Source organism: Streptomyces sp. NPDC032745, assembly GCF_055579465.1.
On record NZ_JBVING010000015.1, the window covers coordinates 140,132 to 155,692 of the forward strand.

At 68.8% G+C, this 15,561-nt stretch carries 11 protein-coding genes; 5 read left to right on the plus strand and 6 right to left on the minus strand.

Annotated elements, in window-relative coordinates; all coding sequences use genetic code 11:
- Positions 1-112 precede the first annotated feature (112 nt).
- Complete coding sequence (locus ACZ5WG_RS31530; protein ID WP_468727670.1) at positions 113-1,315, minus strand: ROK family transcriptional regulator; 1,203 nt, start codon at positions 1,313-1,315, stop codon at positions 113-115.
- Positions 1,316-1,900: 585 nt separating this feature from the next.
- Between ACZ5WG_RS31530 and mgtA the strand changes: the two genes are divergently transcribed.
- Together mgtA and ACZ5WG_RS31540 are read left to right on the plus strand one after the other, a co-directional pair.
- Positions 1,901-4,648 (plus strand): magnesium-translocating P-type ATPase, encoded by a 2,748-nt coding sequence (gene mgtA, locus ACZ5WG_RS31535; protein ID WP_468727671.1) that lies wholly within the window; start codon positions 1,901-1,903, stop codon positions 4,646-4,648.
- 32 nt (positions 4,649-4,680) lie between these two features.
- The gene (locus ACZ5WG_RS31540; protein ID WP_468727673.1) at positions 4,681-5,250 is read left to right on the plus strand and encodes an MgtC/SapB family protein; all 570 of its coding nucleotides are present in this window, start codon (positions 4,681-4,683) and stop codon (positions 5,248-5,250) included.
- Here the strand turns inward: ACZ5WG_RS31540 and ACZ5WG_RS31545 are convergent.
- From ACZ5WG_RS31545 to acnA, 4 genes are all read right to left on the minus strand, one after another.
- The gene (locus ACZ5WG_RS31545; RefSeq protein WP_468727674.1) at positions 5,193-6,128 is read right to left on the minus strand and encodes a carbohydrate ABC transporter permease; all 936 of its coding nucleotides are present in this window, start codon (positions 6,126-6,128) and stop codon (positions 5,193-5,195) included. The two genes, ACZ5WG_RS31540 and ACZ5WG_RS31545, sit on opposite strands and share 58 nt — an antisense overlap.
- A gap of 13 nt (positions 6,129-6,141) precedes the next feature.
- On the minus strand, positions 6,142-7,086 hold the full coding sequence (locus tag ACZ5WG_RS31550) for a carbohydrate ABC transporter permease (RefSeq protein ID WP_468727676.1): 945 nt from the start codon (positions 7,084-7,086) through the stop codon (positions 6,142-6,144).
- 22 nt (positions 7,087-7,108) lie between these two features.
- Positions 7,109-8,536, minus strand: a complete 1,428-nt coding sequence (gene ngcE, locus ACZ5WG_RS31555) for an N-acetylglucosamine/diacetylchitobiose ABC transporter substrate-binding protein (RefSeq protein ID WP_468727677.1) — start codon at positions 8,534-8,536, stop codon at positions 7,109-7,111.
- A gap of 294 nt (positions 8,537-8,830) precedes the next feature.
- Positions 8,831-11,560, minus strand: coding sequence for an aconitate hydratase AcnA (gene acnA / locus ACZ5WG_RS31560; protein WP_468727678.1), 2,730 nt, complete (start codon positions 11,558-11,560; stop codon positions 8,831-8,833).
- A gap of 505 nt (positions 11,561-12,065) precedes the next feature.
- On the opposite strand from acnA, the gene ACZ5WG_RS31565 reads away from it, so the two are divergent.
- Positions 12,066-13,595 carry a helix-turn-helix domain-containing protein gene (locus ACZ5WG_RS31565; RefSeq protein ID WP_468727680.1) on the plus strand — a complete coding sequence of 510 codons (1,530 nt, stop codon included), beginning with the start codon at positions 12,066-12,068 and terminating at the stop codon, positions 13,593-13,595.
- A 317-nt stretch (positions 13,596-13,912) separates the two neighbouring features.
- The gene (locus ACZ5WG_RS31570; protein WP_468727682.1) at positions 13,913-14,416 is read left to right on the plus strand and encodes a GNAT family N-acetyltransferase; all 504 of its coding nucleotides are present in this window, start codon (positions 13,913-13,915) and stop codon (positions 14,414-14,416) included.
- 59 nt (positions 14,417-14,475) lie between these two features.
- Here ACZ5WG_RS31570 and ACZ5WG_RS31575 read toward each other — a convergent pair whose 3' ends face one another.
- Positions 14,476-15,300 (minus strand): hypothetical protein, encoded by an 825-nt coding sequence (locus ACZ5WG_RS31575; protein ID WP_468727683.1) that lies wholly within the window; start codon positions 15,298-15,300, stop codon positions 14,476-14,478.
- 99 nt (positions 15,301-15,399) lie between these two features.
- On the opposite strand from ACZ5WG_RS31575, the gene ACZ5WG_RS31580 reads away from it, so the two are divergent.
- Complete coding sequence (locus ACZ5WG_RS31580; RefSeq protein ID WP_468727784.1) at positions 15,400-15,489, plus strand: excalibur calcium-binding domain-containing protein; 90 nt, start codon at positions 15,400-15,402, stop codon at positions 15,487-15,489.
- Positions 15,490-15,561 lie beyond the last annotated feature (72 nt).

The following is a 15,561-nucleotide window of genomic DNA, read 5'->3' on the forward strand; positions in this document are numbered from 1 at the left end:
GAACCTCCCTGACGAGGCCGCAGCGTTGCGGCCGAGGTGGACGTGAGTCAACCTCGGCCGCAGTTTGCCGTCAAGGAGTGAATCCTTAACGAGATGACAACGGTGCCATCCGTTATCTAACTGAAGGCAAGAGCTTGAGGTTCGGCGAACCGGCCAGAAGGGTCGAATCGCCCATCTCGCTCAGTACCAGGGCCAGCGCGCCCAGCACCTCGGCCCGGCCGCCCAACGACCCGGTGAGTACGGACAGTTGCCGTGCCGCGCTGGGGATCGCGTACCGCCCGACCGACTCACGTATGGGGGCCAGGATCAGTTCACCGGCCTCCGCCAGCGAACCGCCGAGCACCACGCGGCTCGGGTTCAGAACGTTGCACAGGTTCGCGACACCACTACCCACATGGCGGCCCACGTCGGCGATGACCCGGCGGCAGCCCGGGTCGCCCTCCCGGGCCAGTTCGACCACCCGCTCCATGGTGAGCTCGGGCCCGTGCGTGCTCTGCAGCAGCGGCAGCACGTAGCGGGCCGCGGCGAAGGTCTCCAGGCAGCCGCGGTTGCCGCAGCGGCAGACCGGTCCGGACTCGTCGAGGGTGATGTGCCCGATCTCGCCGGCGGTGCCGCCGGGCCCCCGGTAGATCTGCCCGTTGATCACCAGGCCGGCGCCGACGCCGCTGGCGACCTTGATGTAGGCGAGGTCCTTGACCCCGCGGCCGCTCCCCCACACCAGCTCCCCGAGCGCTCCGAGGTTGGCGTCGTTGTCCACGTACACGGGCACGCCGAGGCGCTGCGAGAGCTCCTGGCGGGGGTTGATCCCGGCCCAGCCCGGCAGGATCGCGGTGGAGCCGAGGGTCCCGGACTCCACGTCGATGGGGCCGGGGACGCCGAGCCCCACTCCGATGACCTTGTCCAGGCCCACCCCGATGCCTGCGATCAGCTCTCCGACCAGGGCTTCCGCCCGGTCGAAGCCGTCCGCCCAGGAGGCGTCCACGTCCAGCGGGGCGGACTCCTCGGCCAGGACCTGGTGGGCGAGGTTGCCGACCGCCACCCGTAGGTGGGTGTGGCCGAAGTCCACACCGATCACGATGCCCGCGTCGCCGCTGAGCGAGACGCTGCGCGCCCGCCGGCCGCCGGCCGAGGTGTCCGTGACCTCGACGGTCCCACCGTCCTTGAGCTCGCGGACGATGTTGGAGACCGTGGCCGCCGACAGTCCGGTGGACCGGGCGATCTCCGCCTGGGTCAGCGAACCCGCGAGCCGCACCGCCCGCACGACCCGTTCGAGATTCGCGCGGTGCAGTGAAGACTGCGATCCGGGAGTCTGCACGACTCATCCACTCCTGCCCATAAGCGACGGCCGACCGTCGCCCCCCGAGCCGGCGATCGCGGCTTGGTGCTCCGAGACCCCGGCGTCTCTCCAACTTGTGAACCTTAAGTCGAGCCTTTGGCCCTCCAGACGTCAAGAGGCTGACGCGGAACGAATCGGCCACTACCGGTCATAAGTATGAGAGACATCCCTCTAGATCGTGCTACGGTCGCTGCGGCGCCGGTCCTCTGCGGCCTTCCCGGCCGGATCGGGCGCCCTGTAATGAAGGCGCTACGCAAGGAGGTGTTCGGGATGAGTCCCGATCGAAGTCTTTGCAGCGCTCTCGTCGGCTGACCTTGATCAGCTGATCCTTCCCTGAGTGCGCACGGCCGCGGTACACCACCGCCGTCCCGTGCGTTTCTGCATCCCCTCTTTCCCCTCCCCCGCCTTTCCTTCCGCATGCCGCGGCCGTTCCGCCCGGCGTGCGTCATCCATGCCCTTCGGCGTGTCCGCCGGCGCTTCGCGCCGCCCTGCGCCGATCCGTGATCACTCCACGTGACCGCGCGGCTTCGTGCTGCCCGGCCGCAGTGGAGGGAGGTATTCGTCATGACCATGCTCACCCCCCGTACTCCGGCCAAGCTCGCACCGCCGGGCAAGGGCCGCCGCGAGCGCAAGGCCGCAGAGCTGGAGTCCCGTACCCGGCTCGCCGGCGAGCAGCTCGCCGGGTTCAGCGCCCGCCCCGGCGCCCAGGTCCTGCAGGACCTCTCCGCCACGCGCAACGGCCTCACGCACGCCGAGGCGACGCTGCGTCTGGAGCGGCACGGCGCCAACGTCGTCGCCCACGAGCGTGCCCCGCGCTGGTGGACCCAGCTGGCGAAGGCGTTCCGGAACCCCTTCATCGCCGTCCTGGTCTTCCTGGCCGCCGTCATGTGGTGGCAGGACCCGGCCGATCCGGGCGTCGTCATCCTCTCCGTGATGGTGGGGATCAGCGGGCTGCTGCGCTTCTGGCAGGAGTTCCGCTCCGGCCGCGCCGCCGACGCACTGAAGAAGCTGGTCACCACCACCTGCGCGGTGCAGCGCCGGGCCGGCAGCGGCGCGGGGCCGACCACCCTCGAGGTGCCCATGGACCAGGTGGTCCCGGGCGATGTGGTGAAGCTGGCCGCAGGTGACCTGGTCCCGGCCGACCTGCGGCTGATCACCTCCAAGGACCTGATGGTCGGCCAGGCCGCGCTGTCCGGTGAGTCCCTGCCGGTGGCCAAGGCCGACACTCCCCCTCCCTCGGCCGACGGGACCCCCGGCACCGAGGACCTCGGGCAGCCCGGGACCACGGACCCGGTCGAGGCCGGCAACCTGGTCCTCATGGGGACGTCGGTCACCTCCGGTACCGCCACCGGCGTGGTCGTCGCCACCGGCGCCGACACCTACTTCGGCTCGATGGCCGGCTCGCTGGTCGGCGAGCGCCCGCAGACCAACTTCGACAACGGCGTGCGCAAGGTCAGCTTCCTGCTGATCCGCTTCATGCTGGTCATGGTCCCGGTCGTGTTCGCGGTCAACGGCCTCACCAAAGGCGACTGGGACGAGGCCTTCCTCTTCGGCATCGCCGTCGCGGTCGGCCTGACCCCCGAGATGCTGCCGATGGTCGTGTCCGCCAACCTGGCACGCGGCGCGGTCGCCATGTCCAGGCGCAAGGTCGTCGTCAAGCGCCTCAACGCGATCCAGAACCTCGGCGCGATGGACGTGCTGTGCACGGACAAGACCGGCACCCTCACCGAGGACCGGATCGTCCTGGACCGCTACCTGGACGTGCACGGCAACGAGGACAACGAGGTCCTGGAGTACGGCTACCTCAACTCCCACTTCCAGACCGGCCTGAAGAACCTGATGGACCAGGCGGTCATCAACCGGGTCAACGAGGCCGAGGAGGTTGTCGTCGACGCACGGTTCTCGATGGTCGACGAGATCCCCTTCGACTTCGCCCGCCGGCGGATGTCCGTGGTACTGGGCCGCAACAGCATCGTGGGCGACCTCGGCCGCTCCGAGCACGTCATGATCACCAAGGGTGCGGTGGAGGAGGTCCTGGACCTCTGCACCCACATGACGGACCGCGGCCGGAAGGTCGAACTCACCGAGCAGCTGCGCCGGCACGTCACCCGCATCGCCGAGGACAACAACCGCCAGGGGCTGCGCGTCCTCGCCGTCGCCACCCGCACGATGAGCAGCCCGCGCCCTGCCTACTCCGTCGCGGACGAGGACCGGCTGACCTTGGTCGGCTTCCTCGCCTTCCTCGACCCGCCGAAGGCCGACGCCGCCCGGGCCCTCCAGGGCCTGGCCGACAAGGGTGTCGCGGTCAAGGTCGTCACCGGCGACAACGACCTCGTCGCAGCCCGGGTCTGCGCGGACGTCGGCATAGACGTCGGGCACGTGGTGCTCGGCAGCGAGATCGACGCCCTCGACGACGCGGCACTGCGCGCGCTGGCCGCCCGTACGACGGTCTTCGCCAAGGTCAACCCGGTCCAGAAGGCCCGGATCGTACGGGCCCTGCAGGCCGACGGCCACACCGTCGGCTTCCTCGGGGACGGCATCAACGACGCCGCGGCGCTGCGCGACGCCGATGTCGGCATCTCCGTCGACACCGCGGTCGACATCGCGAAGGAGTCCGCGGACGTCATCCTGCTGGAGAAGGACCTGACCGTCCTGGAACAGGGCGTGATCCAGGGCCGGACCACCTTCGGCAACACGATCAAGTACATCAAGATGACGGCGTCGTCGAACTTCGGCAACGTCTTCTCGGTCCTGGTGGCGAGCGCGTTCATCCCGTTCCAGCCGATGCTCGCGATCATGCTGCTGGTGCAGAACCTGGTCTACGACATCGCGCAGCTGGCGACGCCGTGGGACCGGATGGACGAGGAGTACCTGCGCAGGCCCCGCAACTGGGACGCCAAGGGCATCGGCCGGTTCATGGTCTGCATCGGCCCGATCAGCTCGGTCTTCGACATCGCGATGTTCGTGATCATGTGGAACGTGTTCGGTGCCGACAGCGAGGCCGATCAGGCACTGTTCCAGTCCGGCTGGTTCATCGAGGGCCTGCTCTCGCAGACCCTGATCGTCCACATGATCCGTACCCGGAAGATCCCCTTCGTCCAGTCCCGGGCCTCCTGGCCGGTGATGGTGATGACCGTCCTCGCGGTGCTGACCGGGCTGTACCTGCCCTTCTCGCCGCTGGCCGGGTCGCTGGGCTTCGTGCCGCTGCCTGCGGGCTACTTCCCGTGGCTGATCGGCGTACTGCTCGCGTACTGCACGCTCACGCAGCTCCTGAAGACCCTGTACATCCGCAAGTTCGGCACCTGGCTGTAGGAGCCCGGCAACGGGAAGAGGAGGGGAGGGCCATGCTGTTCACCGAATGGGAAATGGCCGGGCACCTGGCCGCCGCCCTCGGCTTCGGAGCGGCGATCGGGCTGGAACGGCAGTGGCGGGCCCGGATGGCCGGGCTGCGGACGAACGCCCTGGTGGCGGGCGGTGCAGCGCTCTTCGTGCTGCTCTCGCAGTACGGGTTCATCGGCGCCGTCTCGGAGGTCCAGTACGACGGCTCCCGGGTCGCGGCCCAGATCGTCTCGGGGATCGGCTTCCTCGGCGCCGGGGTGATCATGCGCGACGGGCTGAGTGTCCGGGGCCTGAACACGGCCGCCACCCTGTGGTGTTCGGCGGCCGTGGGCTGCCTGGCCGGAGTCGGCATGTTCGTCCTGGCCGCCTTCGGCACGGCGGGCGTGGTGGGGGTCAACCTCCTGCTGCGCCCGCTGGGCCGGCGCATGGACCGCGAGCCCGGGCGGGCGGCCGGGGCCGATTGCGCCGAACGGACGGCCGGGGGCGATCGGCGTCGCCCCCGGCCGTCGCCGCCCCGCTACTTGAGGGTGGCGGAGGTCAGGCCGGCCTGGATCTGGCGCTGGAAGGACAGGTAGACCACCAGCATCGGGATCATCGCGATGGTCACGCCGGCGAACAGCACCGGCAGGTCCGTCTCGTACCCCATCTGGTACTGCAGCTGGATCAGGCCCTGGGTGAGCATGTAGCGCTCGGGGTCCGATCCGGTCTGCGGCTGCATCAGCACGGAGGGCAGGATGTACTGGTTCCACTGGCCCAGGACATTGAATATCCCGACGCTGATCAGGCCGGGCTTGGCCATCGGCAGCATCACCTGGAAGAAGATCCGGGTGTCGGAGGCCCCGTCGATCACCGCCGCCTCGTGCACGGCCGTCGGCAGCGTGCGGAAGAACGAGTGCATGAAGAAGACGGTGAAGGGCATCGAGTAGGCCACGTACACCAGGATCAGACCCTGGTACGTGTTGAGCATGTCCAGACGCTTGACCATGAAGAACAGCGGGACCAGCGCCAGGAACACGGGGAACATGGCCCCGCTGACGAAGAAGTAGTAGAAGAGCCGGTTCCCCGGGAAGGGGTAGCGGGCCAGTACGTACGCCGCCATCGAGCCGAGCAGCATGGTCAGCGGCACCGAGAACGCCATCACGATCAGTGTGTGGGCGAAGTAGTCGCCGATGCCCTTGTCCCAGGCCCGGGAGAAGGCGTCGAAGTGCCAGTTGGAGGGCCAGCTGAGGGCCGATCCGCCGATCTGGGAGTCGGTCTTGAACGAGCCGAGCGCCAGCCAGATCAGGGGCAGGACGATCAGTATCGCCCAGACGGCGAGGAACCCGTGCGAGAAGACGTTCAGCACCATGCCGTCGGAGCCGGTTTTCCCGCCCTCCCCGGAGCGGCCGCTGCCGCCGGACCGCTCGGCCGAAGCCTCGCCCGGCGCCTTGATCACTGTGGACTCTGCAGTCATCGGGGATCTCCTCTCAGAACTCGATGCGCTCGCGGCGGGTGGCGCGCAGCGTGACGACGGAGAGGATCATGGTCAGGACGAGCATGACCACGCCCATGGCGCAGGCGTAGCCGCTCTTGCCGAAGTACAGGAAGTTGCGCATCAGCACCGTGGCCATGACCTCGCTGTGGTGGTCGGGGCCGCCGCCGAACTGGCCGGAAGTCATGGTCGACACCAGGACGAACATGTCCATCGCGGCGATGCCCAGGTAGACCGCGGAGGTCTGCACGGAGTCCCACAGCAGGGGCAGCGTGACCTTGAGGAAGGTCTGGGCGCGCCCCGCACCGTCGAGCAGGGCGGCCTCGTAGATGTCCTTGGGTACGGACTGCATGGCTGCCGAGAAGAGGACCAGGTAGAAGCCGACTCCGTGCCAGACCACCACCAGGAGCAGGCACCACAGGACGAGGTTCGGCTGGTTGAGCCATTCGACGGGGTGGGCCGGGTCGACCAGGCCCAGCTTGGTGAGGAATCCGTTGAGCAGGCCGCCCTCGTCGCTGCGGTAGACGGCGCCGAAGAGCACGGCGAGGATGGCCAGCGACAGGACCTGCGGGAAGAAGTAGACGATCTTGTAGACGGAGGAGCCGCGGACGCCCCGCACCCCGCCCGCCCCGCTGCGCCCTCCCGCGTTCACCATGAAGGCGAAGAAGAGGGCCAGCAGGATGGTGACGGCCGGGACGAACACCAGGAGCAGCAGGTTGTGCCACAGGGCGCCGCGGAAGACCTCGTCCTTCATCAGCGCGGCGTAGTTGTCCAGGCCGACGAAGTCGAACGTGGGCGACTGTCCGGACCAGTTGGTGAAGGAGTAGCCGAACGTCTGAATGTACGGCCAGATGACGAAAGTCAGGTACAGCGCGAGCGGCAGGATGAGGAAGCCGGCGATGAAGCCGATCCTTCCCTTGCCCTGTGCTACTTGGCTCATGGTGTCCGTCCCTTGGACGATGTCAGCTGCGGTGGTTGTTCTTGGCGTTCGGGTCCTTGGCAGCCTTGTCTACCGCAGCCTGGGCCCGCTTGATCCATTCCTTTGGCTGGATCCGCTTGGCCATCAGCTCATTGGACGCGTTCTGGATCTCGGTGTCCATCTCGCTGTACCAGTCGGGGTACAGGTAGTTGAAGGTGTTCGAGCCGGCCGTCTTGACGGCCGCGACCGCCGATGCCGTGCCGGGGCGCAGCTTGACGTTCGGGTCGACGCCGTCCTTGACCACGGTGAGGGAGTTGGCCTGCTGGGCGAAGAGGGTCGACCATTCGCGGGACAGCATCGAGCGGAGGAACTCCAGGCCGCCGGCCTTGTTGGCGGCCTTCTCCGGGACGATGAAGGGTTCGCCCGCGCCGGCCCGGATGGCCTCGAAGGGCAGCTTGCTGTCGGCCAGCGTCGGCACCGGCAGGAACTTCATGTCGAAGTCGTCCGGGGTCTGCTTGAGCTGCTCGTTCTCCAGCCAGGAGCCGGAGGGGATGAAGGCGGCCTTGTACTGGTTCCAGGCGGTCTGGGACTCCGTGTGGGTGAGGCCGTTGGTGCCGGCCATCAGCAGGTCCTTCTCGACGATCTCGTAGACCGCCTCGACGGCGGCGAGGGCGGCGGGGTTGCCCTCGAAGGCGTTGGGCTCGAGGTTGTCGATCGCCTTCATGGCCTCCAGACCGCCCTTCTTGGCGATCAGGTCCATGATGACGACGTTGATGTAGTACGGGTACTTGCCCTGGTGGGCGAGGCCGCCGATGCCGGCGGCCTTGGCCTTGGTACAGATGTCGAGGAAGTCGGCCCAGGTCTTCGGCTCGGCCCAGCCCTTCTCCTTGAAGAGCTTGCCCGAGTACCAGAAGCCGAACACCGTGTAGACGTAGTAGAGCGCGACGAACTTGCCGCCCTGGGTGCCCTGTTCGACGGTGCCGGGGATGAGCATGTCCCGGACCTTCTTGGCCGGGTCGTCGAGCGAGGGCGCGTCGAGCACCTGGGTGAGCTCGGCGAGCTGGCCGCCCTTGGCGAGGACGTCGATCTTGATCTGCTGGGCGCCGGAGTCGTCGATGACGTCCGGCGGGTTGCCGCCGTTGAAGCGGGGCTGGAGCTTGGCCGCGATCTCCTGGGTGCCCAGGTGGGAGCTGGTGGTGCCCCATTTCTTGTCGAAGGCGGCCTCCCAGGCCTTCGCGTAGTCGTCGCCGAACCCGCCCTTGAAGACGACGACGTCCAGCTTGCCGCCCTTGGCCACGCCGAAGGGGTTCTCCTTGGTCACCGCACCCTTGTCCGGCCCCTTCGTGGACGTGTCCTCACCCCCGGAGGCGCAGGCGGACAGGAAGCTCATCGTGGGCACCGAGATCAGTCCCAGTGCCACGGAGCGCTTGATCAGGTCACGGCGGCCGATGCCCTCACCAGTGGATCCCATGCTCATGTCCTCGCCTTCGTCAGAAGTGTGAAGGAGGCCGGAAATCGCGACGGTCACCGCGCATACGGACATCACCGCAGGTCCCCGCCATCCCCCGGTCCGGTACCGCTCGTAACGCGGTGATCCGGACGGGCACAGGTATAGTCCACTTCCGCTCGTGTGAGCAAGATCATGCACACGGTTGTCCGTCAGCTTTTCCGAGTTGAGACCTCCCCGAAACCTGGCCCGGGCCTGGAAAAGCGGAAGGGCCGTACCCCCTTAACGGGGATACGGCCCTTTGGTGCCGCTAGGTGCTCAGCCTCGGATGAGGTTGCGGAGCACGTACTGCATGATGCCGCCGTTGCGGTAGTAGTCCGCCTCACCCGGGGTGTCGATGCGGACGACCGCGTCGAACTCCACACCGGTGTCGGTGGTGACCTTGACCGTGCGCGGGGTGGTGCCGTTGTTCAGCTCCTCCACACCGGTGAAGGAGAAGGTCTCCTCGCCGGTGAGGCCCAGCGCGGCCGCCGAGGCGCCCTCCGGGAACTGCAGGGGCAGCACGCCCATGCCGATCAGGTTCGAGCGGTGGATGCGCTCGTAGGACTCGGCGATGACGGCCTTGACGCCGAGCAGCGCGGTGCCCTTGGCGGCCCAGTCACGGGACGAGCCCGAGCCGTACTCCTTGCCCGCCAGGATGACCAGCGGGATGCCGGCGGCCTGGTAGTTCTGCGAGGCGTCGTAGATGAACGCGACCGGCGCGCCCTCGGCCGTGAAGTCGCGGGTGAAGCCGCCCTCGGTGCCCGGCGCGATCTGGTTGCGCAGGCGGATGTTGGCGAACGTACCGCGGATCATGACCTCGTGGTTGCCGCGGCGGGAACCGTACGAGTTGAAGTCGCGGCGCTCGACGCCGTGATCGGTGAGGTACTTGCCGGCCGGGGTGTCGGCCTTGATCGCACCGGCCGGGGAGATGTGGTCGGTGGTGACCGAGTCGCCCAGCTTCGCCAGCACGCGCGCGCCGGCGATGTCGGAGACCGGGGTGGTCTCCATGGTCATGCCCTCGAAGTAAGGGGGCTTGCGCACGTAGGTGGACTGCGGGTCCCACTCGAACGTGTTGCCGGTCGGGATCGGCAGCGCCTGCCACTGGGCGTCGCCCGCGAAGACGTCCTGGTAGGACTTGTTGAACATGTCCTCGCCGATGGCGTTCGCCACGACGTCGTTGACCTCGGCCTCGGAGGGCCAGATGTCCTGGAGGAAGACCGGCTTGCCCTCGGTGTCGATGCCGATGGCGTCCTTGGTGATGTCCACCTTCATGGAGCCCGCGATGGCGTACGCGACGACCAGCGGCGGGGAGGCCAGGTAGTTCATCTTGACGTCGGGGTTGATCCGGCCCTCGAAGTTGCGGTTGCCGGAGAGCACCGAGGTGACCGCGAGGTCGTGCTCGTTGATCGCCTTCGAGATCTCCTCGTCCAGCGGACCGGAGTTGCCGATGCAGGTGGTGCAGCCGTACCCGACGAGGTTGAAGCCCATCTTGTCCAGGTACGGGGTCAGGCCGGCCTTGTCGAAGTAGTCGGTGACGACCTTCGAGCCCGGGGCCAGGGTGGTCTTGACCCACGGCTTGCGGGCCAGGCCCTTCTCGACCGCCTTCTTGGCCACGAGCGCCGCGGCGACCATGACGTAGGGGTTCGAGGTGTTGGTGCAGGAGGTGATCGCGGCGACGGTGACGGCGCCGTGGTCGATCTCGAAGGAGGTGCCGTCGGCCAGGGTGACCAGCGTCGGGCGGGTCGGCACGCCGTTGTGCTCGGCGGGGGCGTCGGACGCCGGGAAGGACTCCTTGCCGGCCTCCTCGTCCTCGCTGACGTAGTTGCGCACGTCCTGCGCGAACTGCTCGGCGGCGTTGGCCAGGACGATGCGGTCCTGCGGGCGCTTCGGGCCGGCGATGGAGGGGACGACCGTGGAGAGGTCGAGCTCCAGCTTCTCGGAGAAGTCCGGCTCGGCGGCCGGGTCCAGCCACAGGCCCTGCTCCTTGGCGTACGCCTCGACGAGCGCGACCTGCTGGGCGTCGCGGCCGGTCAGGCGCAGGTACTTCAGGGTCTCGTCGTCGATCGGGAAGATCGCGGCGGTGGAGCCGAACTCCGGCGACATGTTGCCGATGGTGGCGCGGTTCGCGAGGGAGGTGGCGGCGACGCCCTCACCGTAGAACTCGACGAACTTGCCGACGACGCCGTGCTTGCGCAGCATCTCGGTGATGGTCAGCACGAGGTCGGTGGCGGTGGTGCCGGTCGGCAGCTCGCCGGTCAGCTTGAAGCCGACGACGCGCGGGATCAGCATGGAGACCGGCTGGCCGAGCATCGCGGCCTCGGCCTCGATGCCGCCGACGCCCCAGCCCAGCACGCCCAGGCCGTTGACCATGGTGGTGTGCGAGTCGGTGCCGACGAGGGTGTCCGGGTACGCCTGGCCACCACGGACCATGACCGTACGGGCCAGGTGCTCGATGTTGACCTGGTGGACGATGCCGGTGCCCGGGGGGACGACCTTGAAGTCGTCGAAGGCGGTCTGGCCCCAGCGCAGGAACTGGTAGCGCTCCTTGTTGCGGCCGTACTCCAGCTCCACGTTCTGCGCGAACGCGTCCTTGGTGCCGAACTTGTCGGCGATGACGGAGTGGTCGATGACCAGCTCGGCCGGGGAGAGCGGGTTGACCTTCGCCGGGTCGCCGCCGAGGGCCTTCACGGCCTCACGCATGGTGGCGAGGTCGACGACGCAGGGGACGCCGGTGAAGTCCTGCATGATCACGCGGGCCGGCGTGAACTGGATCTCCTCGCTGGGCTGGGCCTGCGAGTCCCAGTTGCCGAGCGACCGGATGTGGTCGGCGGTGATGTTCGCGCCGTCCTCGGTGCGGAGCAGGTTCTCCAGCAGCACCTTCAGGCTGTAGGGAAGGCGGGCAGAGCCCTCAACCTTGTCCAGCCGGAAGATCTCGTACGACTCGTCGCCCACCTGCAGCGTGCTGCGGGCGTCGAAGCTGTTCGCCGACACGACAGTCTCCTTCATGCATGAAATTCGCGCGTTTTACCGCAATCCTGCCGCCACGCCCTGTGGCCAATCCGCTAAGGTAAGGCTAAGTTAGGTAATCCTTACCAGCAGGGGCGGCTGCGGTACGCCTTCGGCAGATATCTCGATGTCGAGATAACTCTAGTGCATTGCCGCGCCCTGGTCATGCACGGCATGGGCCAGATCACAGGGAACCCCGGAAACGCGGACATCCGCTTCACACCCGCGAGGACGTACACACGGCGAGCGCCGCCGGGGCGGCCGGCCGGCCCGGCGGCGCGCCGCGCGGGGAACTCCGGCAGCGCTTCCGGTGCGGCGCCGCACCGGAAGCCGAATGGCCGAGCCGGAGCTCGGCCTTGCGGAGCTGCCGGAGCCGCCGGAGCTAGCGGGGCAAATGTGTACAAGGGGCACGACACATACGAGCCCGGACAGAACTGATGGTGGGTAACACCCGTCTGCCACACCCGAAGCAGGGGGCATCTCATATCTGAGATACGGTGCGTCCATGGCAGACGACTACCTCGTACGCATCGGCAAGCTCATCCGTGACGCCCGGCAGCACCGGGGCTGGACGCAGAGTCAGCTCGCGGATGCACTCGGCACCAGCCAGAGCGCCGTGAACCGGATCGAGCGCGGCAACCAGAACATCAGCCTTGAGATGATCGCCCGAATCGGTGAAGCTCTCGACAGCGAGATCGTCTCCCTGGGCTACGCCGGCCCGATGCATCTGCGGGTCGTCGGCGGGCGCCGGCTGTCCGGCGCCATCGACGTCAAGACGAGCAAGAACGCGTGCGTGGCGCTGCTGTGCGCCTCGCTGCTCAACAAGGGCCGTACGGTCCTGCGGCGGGTCGCCCGCATCGAGGAGGTCTACCGGCTCCTCGAGGTCCTGAACTCCATCGGTGTCCGCACCCGCTGGATCAACGAGGGCGTGGACCTGGAGATCGTCCCGCCGGTCCGCCTCGACATGGACGCCATGGACGCGGACGCAGCCCGCCGCACCCGGAGCATCATCATGTTCCTGGGCCCGCTGCTGCACCGGATGGACCAGTTCCGCCTGCCGTACGCCGGCGGCTGCGACCTCGGCACCCGCACCATCGAGCCGCACATGATCGCCCTGCGCCGCTTCGGCCTGGACATCACCGCGACCGAGGGCATCTACCACGCGAAGGTCGAGGCGGGGGTCTCCCCGGGCCGCCCGATCGTCCTGACCGAGCGCGGGGACACGGTCACCGAGAACGCGCTGCTGGCCGCCGCCCGGCACGACGGCGTCACGGTCATCCGCAACGCCTCCTCCAACTACATGGTCCAGGACCTGTGCTTCTTCCTGGAGGCGCTCGGCGTCAACGTCGAGGGCATCGGCACGACCACCCTCACCGTCCACGGCGTCCCGAACATCGACGTGGACGTCGACTACTCCCCCTCCGAGGACCCGGTCGAGGCGATGAGCCTGCTCGCCGCCGCGGTGGTCACGGAGTCGGAGCTGACGATCCGCCGGGTCCCGATCGAGTTCATGGAGATCGAGCTCGCGGTGCTGGAGGAGATGGGCCTCGACCACGACCGCTCGGCGGAGTACACGGCGGACAACAACCGCACCCGCCTGGTCGACCTGACGGTCCGCCCCTCGAAGCTCGAGGCGCCGATCGACAAGATCCACCCGATGCCGTTCCCCGGGCTGAACATCGACAACGTCCCGTTCTTCGCGGCCATCGCGGCCGCCGCCCAGGGCCAGACCCTGATCCACGACTGGGTGTACGACAACCGGGCCATCTACCTGACGGACCTGAACCGGCTCGGCGGCCGCCTCCAACTCCTGGACCCCCACCGCGTCCTGGTCGAGGGCCCGACGCGCTGGCGCGCGGCGGAGATGATGTGCCCGCCGGCCCTCCGCCCGGCGGTGGTCGTCCTCCTGGCCATGATGGCGGCGGAGGGCACCTCGGTCCTGCGCAACGTCTACGTCATCAACCGCGGCTACGAGGAACTCGCAGAACGCCTCAACTCGGTGGGCGCCCAGATCGAGATCTTCCGCGACATCTGACCCAGCCTCAGGTCAGGACGCCTCTCCGTCCTCCCGGGCCGTCCGTGGGCCGTCGTCGGTGTCCCCGCCTCCGCGGAAGACACCGCCGGCGGCCCTCCGCGTTCGCGCCTGCCTGTTGGGCATGAGGTGCGTGCAGGTCCGCAGGGGGAACCCGGGGTCGCTGTGACCGAGGTACCCGGACAGGGCCTCGGCGTTCTCCCCCGCGTCTCCCCCCGCGTCCAACAGGACGGACGCGCAGAAGTGCCTCAGGGCGTGCCTCCCCTGCTCGCTGGGGGTGCACAGGCCCGAGTGCCGCGTCCGCCCTCTACCGTGGGCCCATGGACGACTCCCTGCGACTCGAGCCCTGGGCCGAAGGCGACTTCTGGCTCCTGCTGCGCAAGAACGAACCGGTCATGACGGCACACCTCGGCGGCCCGGAGACCGAAGCCAAGCTCGAGGACCGGCACCAGCGGTATCTGGCGCTGTCCGCCCGCGAACCGGCGGCCGGACGGATGTTCCGGATCGTCGCAGGAGGCGAGAGCGTGGGCACCATCGGCTTCTGGGAGCGCACCTGGAAGGGCGAAGAGGTCTACGAGACCGGCTGGGGCGTCCTGCCCGAGTTCCAGGGCCGCGGTCTCGCCGCGAGGGCGGCCCGCGCGGTCATCGCCCACGCGGGGAAGCACGGTGCGCGCCGCCACCTCCACGCCTTCCCGTCCGTCGACCACGGGGCGTCCAACGCCGTCTGCCGCACGGCAGGCTTCACGCTCCTCGGTGAAACCCAGTTCGAGTACCCGCCGGGCCACCGGCACACGAGCAACGACTGGAGGGCGGTACTGGCCTAGGGGTGTCCGGCGGATCGGGCACGAGGGTCGGACCACGTGCGTGCCCGGACCTCCGGCCGCTACGGGAGCGGGGTCGTCCAGGTGCGGCCGTCGTACGGGGTCAGGCCCGGGGAGATCTCGAAGGTCAGCTCCTCGGCCCCGCGCGCGGGGAGGAAGCCGAATTCGGCCGTCGCCGTGGCCCCCGCCGGGAGGGTGCCCTCGAACGGGCGCGGGAGCTCCCGGTCGTGGATCCCCCAGAGGTGCCCGGCAGTGCGGTGATCGGTCGCCGTCGGGATCGCCTTGCGCAGGTCGAGCGGGCCGTCGGAGTGGTTCACCACGGTCACCTTCAGCCGGGCCCCGGGCCGCAGCGGGCCGTCGGCGGCCGGTCCCGCCCCCACCGGCTGGTAAGCAGCGAGGTCCCCCACCGTCACCTCGACGCCGTTGTCGTACGTGTACGTCGTGCCGAACGGCATGGCTCCGGAGGCCTGCGGGAGCGGGGCCGAGGACTGCGGCACCGGGACGAGGGGGATCGGCGTGGCTGCGGAGGGGCCGCCGACCACGCCGCCCTCCCAGTCGGTCAGCGTGTGCAGGGTGGCGCTCAGTCCGTACAGGGAGAGCCCGATCCCGAGGACGCCGACCGCCGTGCCGAAGACCGCGAGCAGCTTGTGCGGAGCGCCCCGGAAGGCCCGCGAGCAGGCCACCCCGCCGAGGGCCACGGCGGCCAGGCCCAGCGGGAAGCCCACCCAGAACAGCAGCCGTTCGGTGGCGACCAGGGCGGCGAGGGCCCCGAGTACGAGGGCCGGTACCGCCTGGCCGTTCGTTTCCGGCGGCTTCGGCTCCCGCGGGGCCGGGGACGGCGGCGGGGCGAAGGGGTTGGCGGCAAAGGGGTTCGGGGGCTTGCTCATCCGGCGCCGGCGTCCTCAGGTGCATGTCAGGGAAGTTGACGTGAAACAGCTTCACATGTGGTGGAGCGACACGCATACGCTGCGGCGGCTCCACCGGCGGTGGCGGGGGCGGCGCCCGTGCGGCGCGGCCGGCCCGGTCACCGTGACGCCCTCGACCGGGACAAGGACGGCATCACCTGCGACAAGTAGTGACAAAAAGGCAAGCCGGGCGATGAGTTTCAGCCGCATGGCGGAGCGATCCTCGGCGCCCCCGGCGCGGGC

Excerpts from the sequence above, each read along its gene's own strand:
- acnA (WP_468727678.1), bottom strand. The coding sequence starts at position 11,560 with ATGAAGGAGACTGTCGTGTCGGCGAACAGCTTCGACGCCCGCAGCACG.
- ACZ5WG_RS31570 (WP_468727682.1), top strand. The coding sequence starts at position 13,913 with ATGGACGACTCCCTGCGACTCGAGCCCTGGGCCGAAGGCGACTTCTGG.
- ACZ5WG_RS31575 (WP_468727683.1), bottom strand. The coding sequence starts at position 15,300 with ATGAGCAAGCCCCCGAACCCCTTTGCCGCCAACCCCTTCGCCCCGCCG.
- ACZ5WG_RS31550 (WP_468727676.1), bottom strand. The coding sequence starts at position 7,086 with ATGAGCCAAGTAGCACAGGGCAAGGGAAGGATCGGCTTCATCGCCGGC.
- ngcE (WP_468727677.1), bottom strand. The coding sequence starts at position 8,536 with ATGGGATCCACTGGTGAGGGCATCGGCCGCCGTGACCTGATCAAGCGC.
- ACZ5WG_RS31540 (WP_468727673.1), top strand. The coding sequence starts at position 4,681 with ATGCTGTTCACCGAATGGGAAATGGCCGGGCACCTGGCCGCCGCCCTC.
- ACZ5WG_RS31545 (WP_468727674.1), bottom strand. The coding sequence starts at position 6,128 with ATGACTGCAGAGTCCACAGTGATCAAGGCGCCGGGCGAGGCTTCGGCC.
- ACZ5WG_RS31565 (WP_468727680.1), top strand. The coding sequence starts at position 12,066 with ATGGCAGACGACTACCTCGTACGCATCGGCAAGCTCATCCGTGACGCC.
- mgtA (WP_468727671.1), top strand. The coding sequence starts at position 1,901 with ATGACCATGCTCACCCCCCGTACTCCGGCCAAGCTCGCACCGCCGGGC.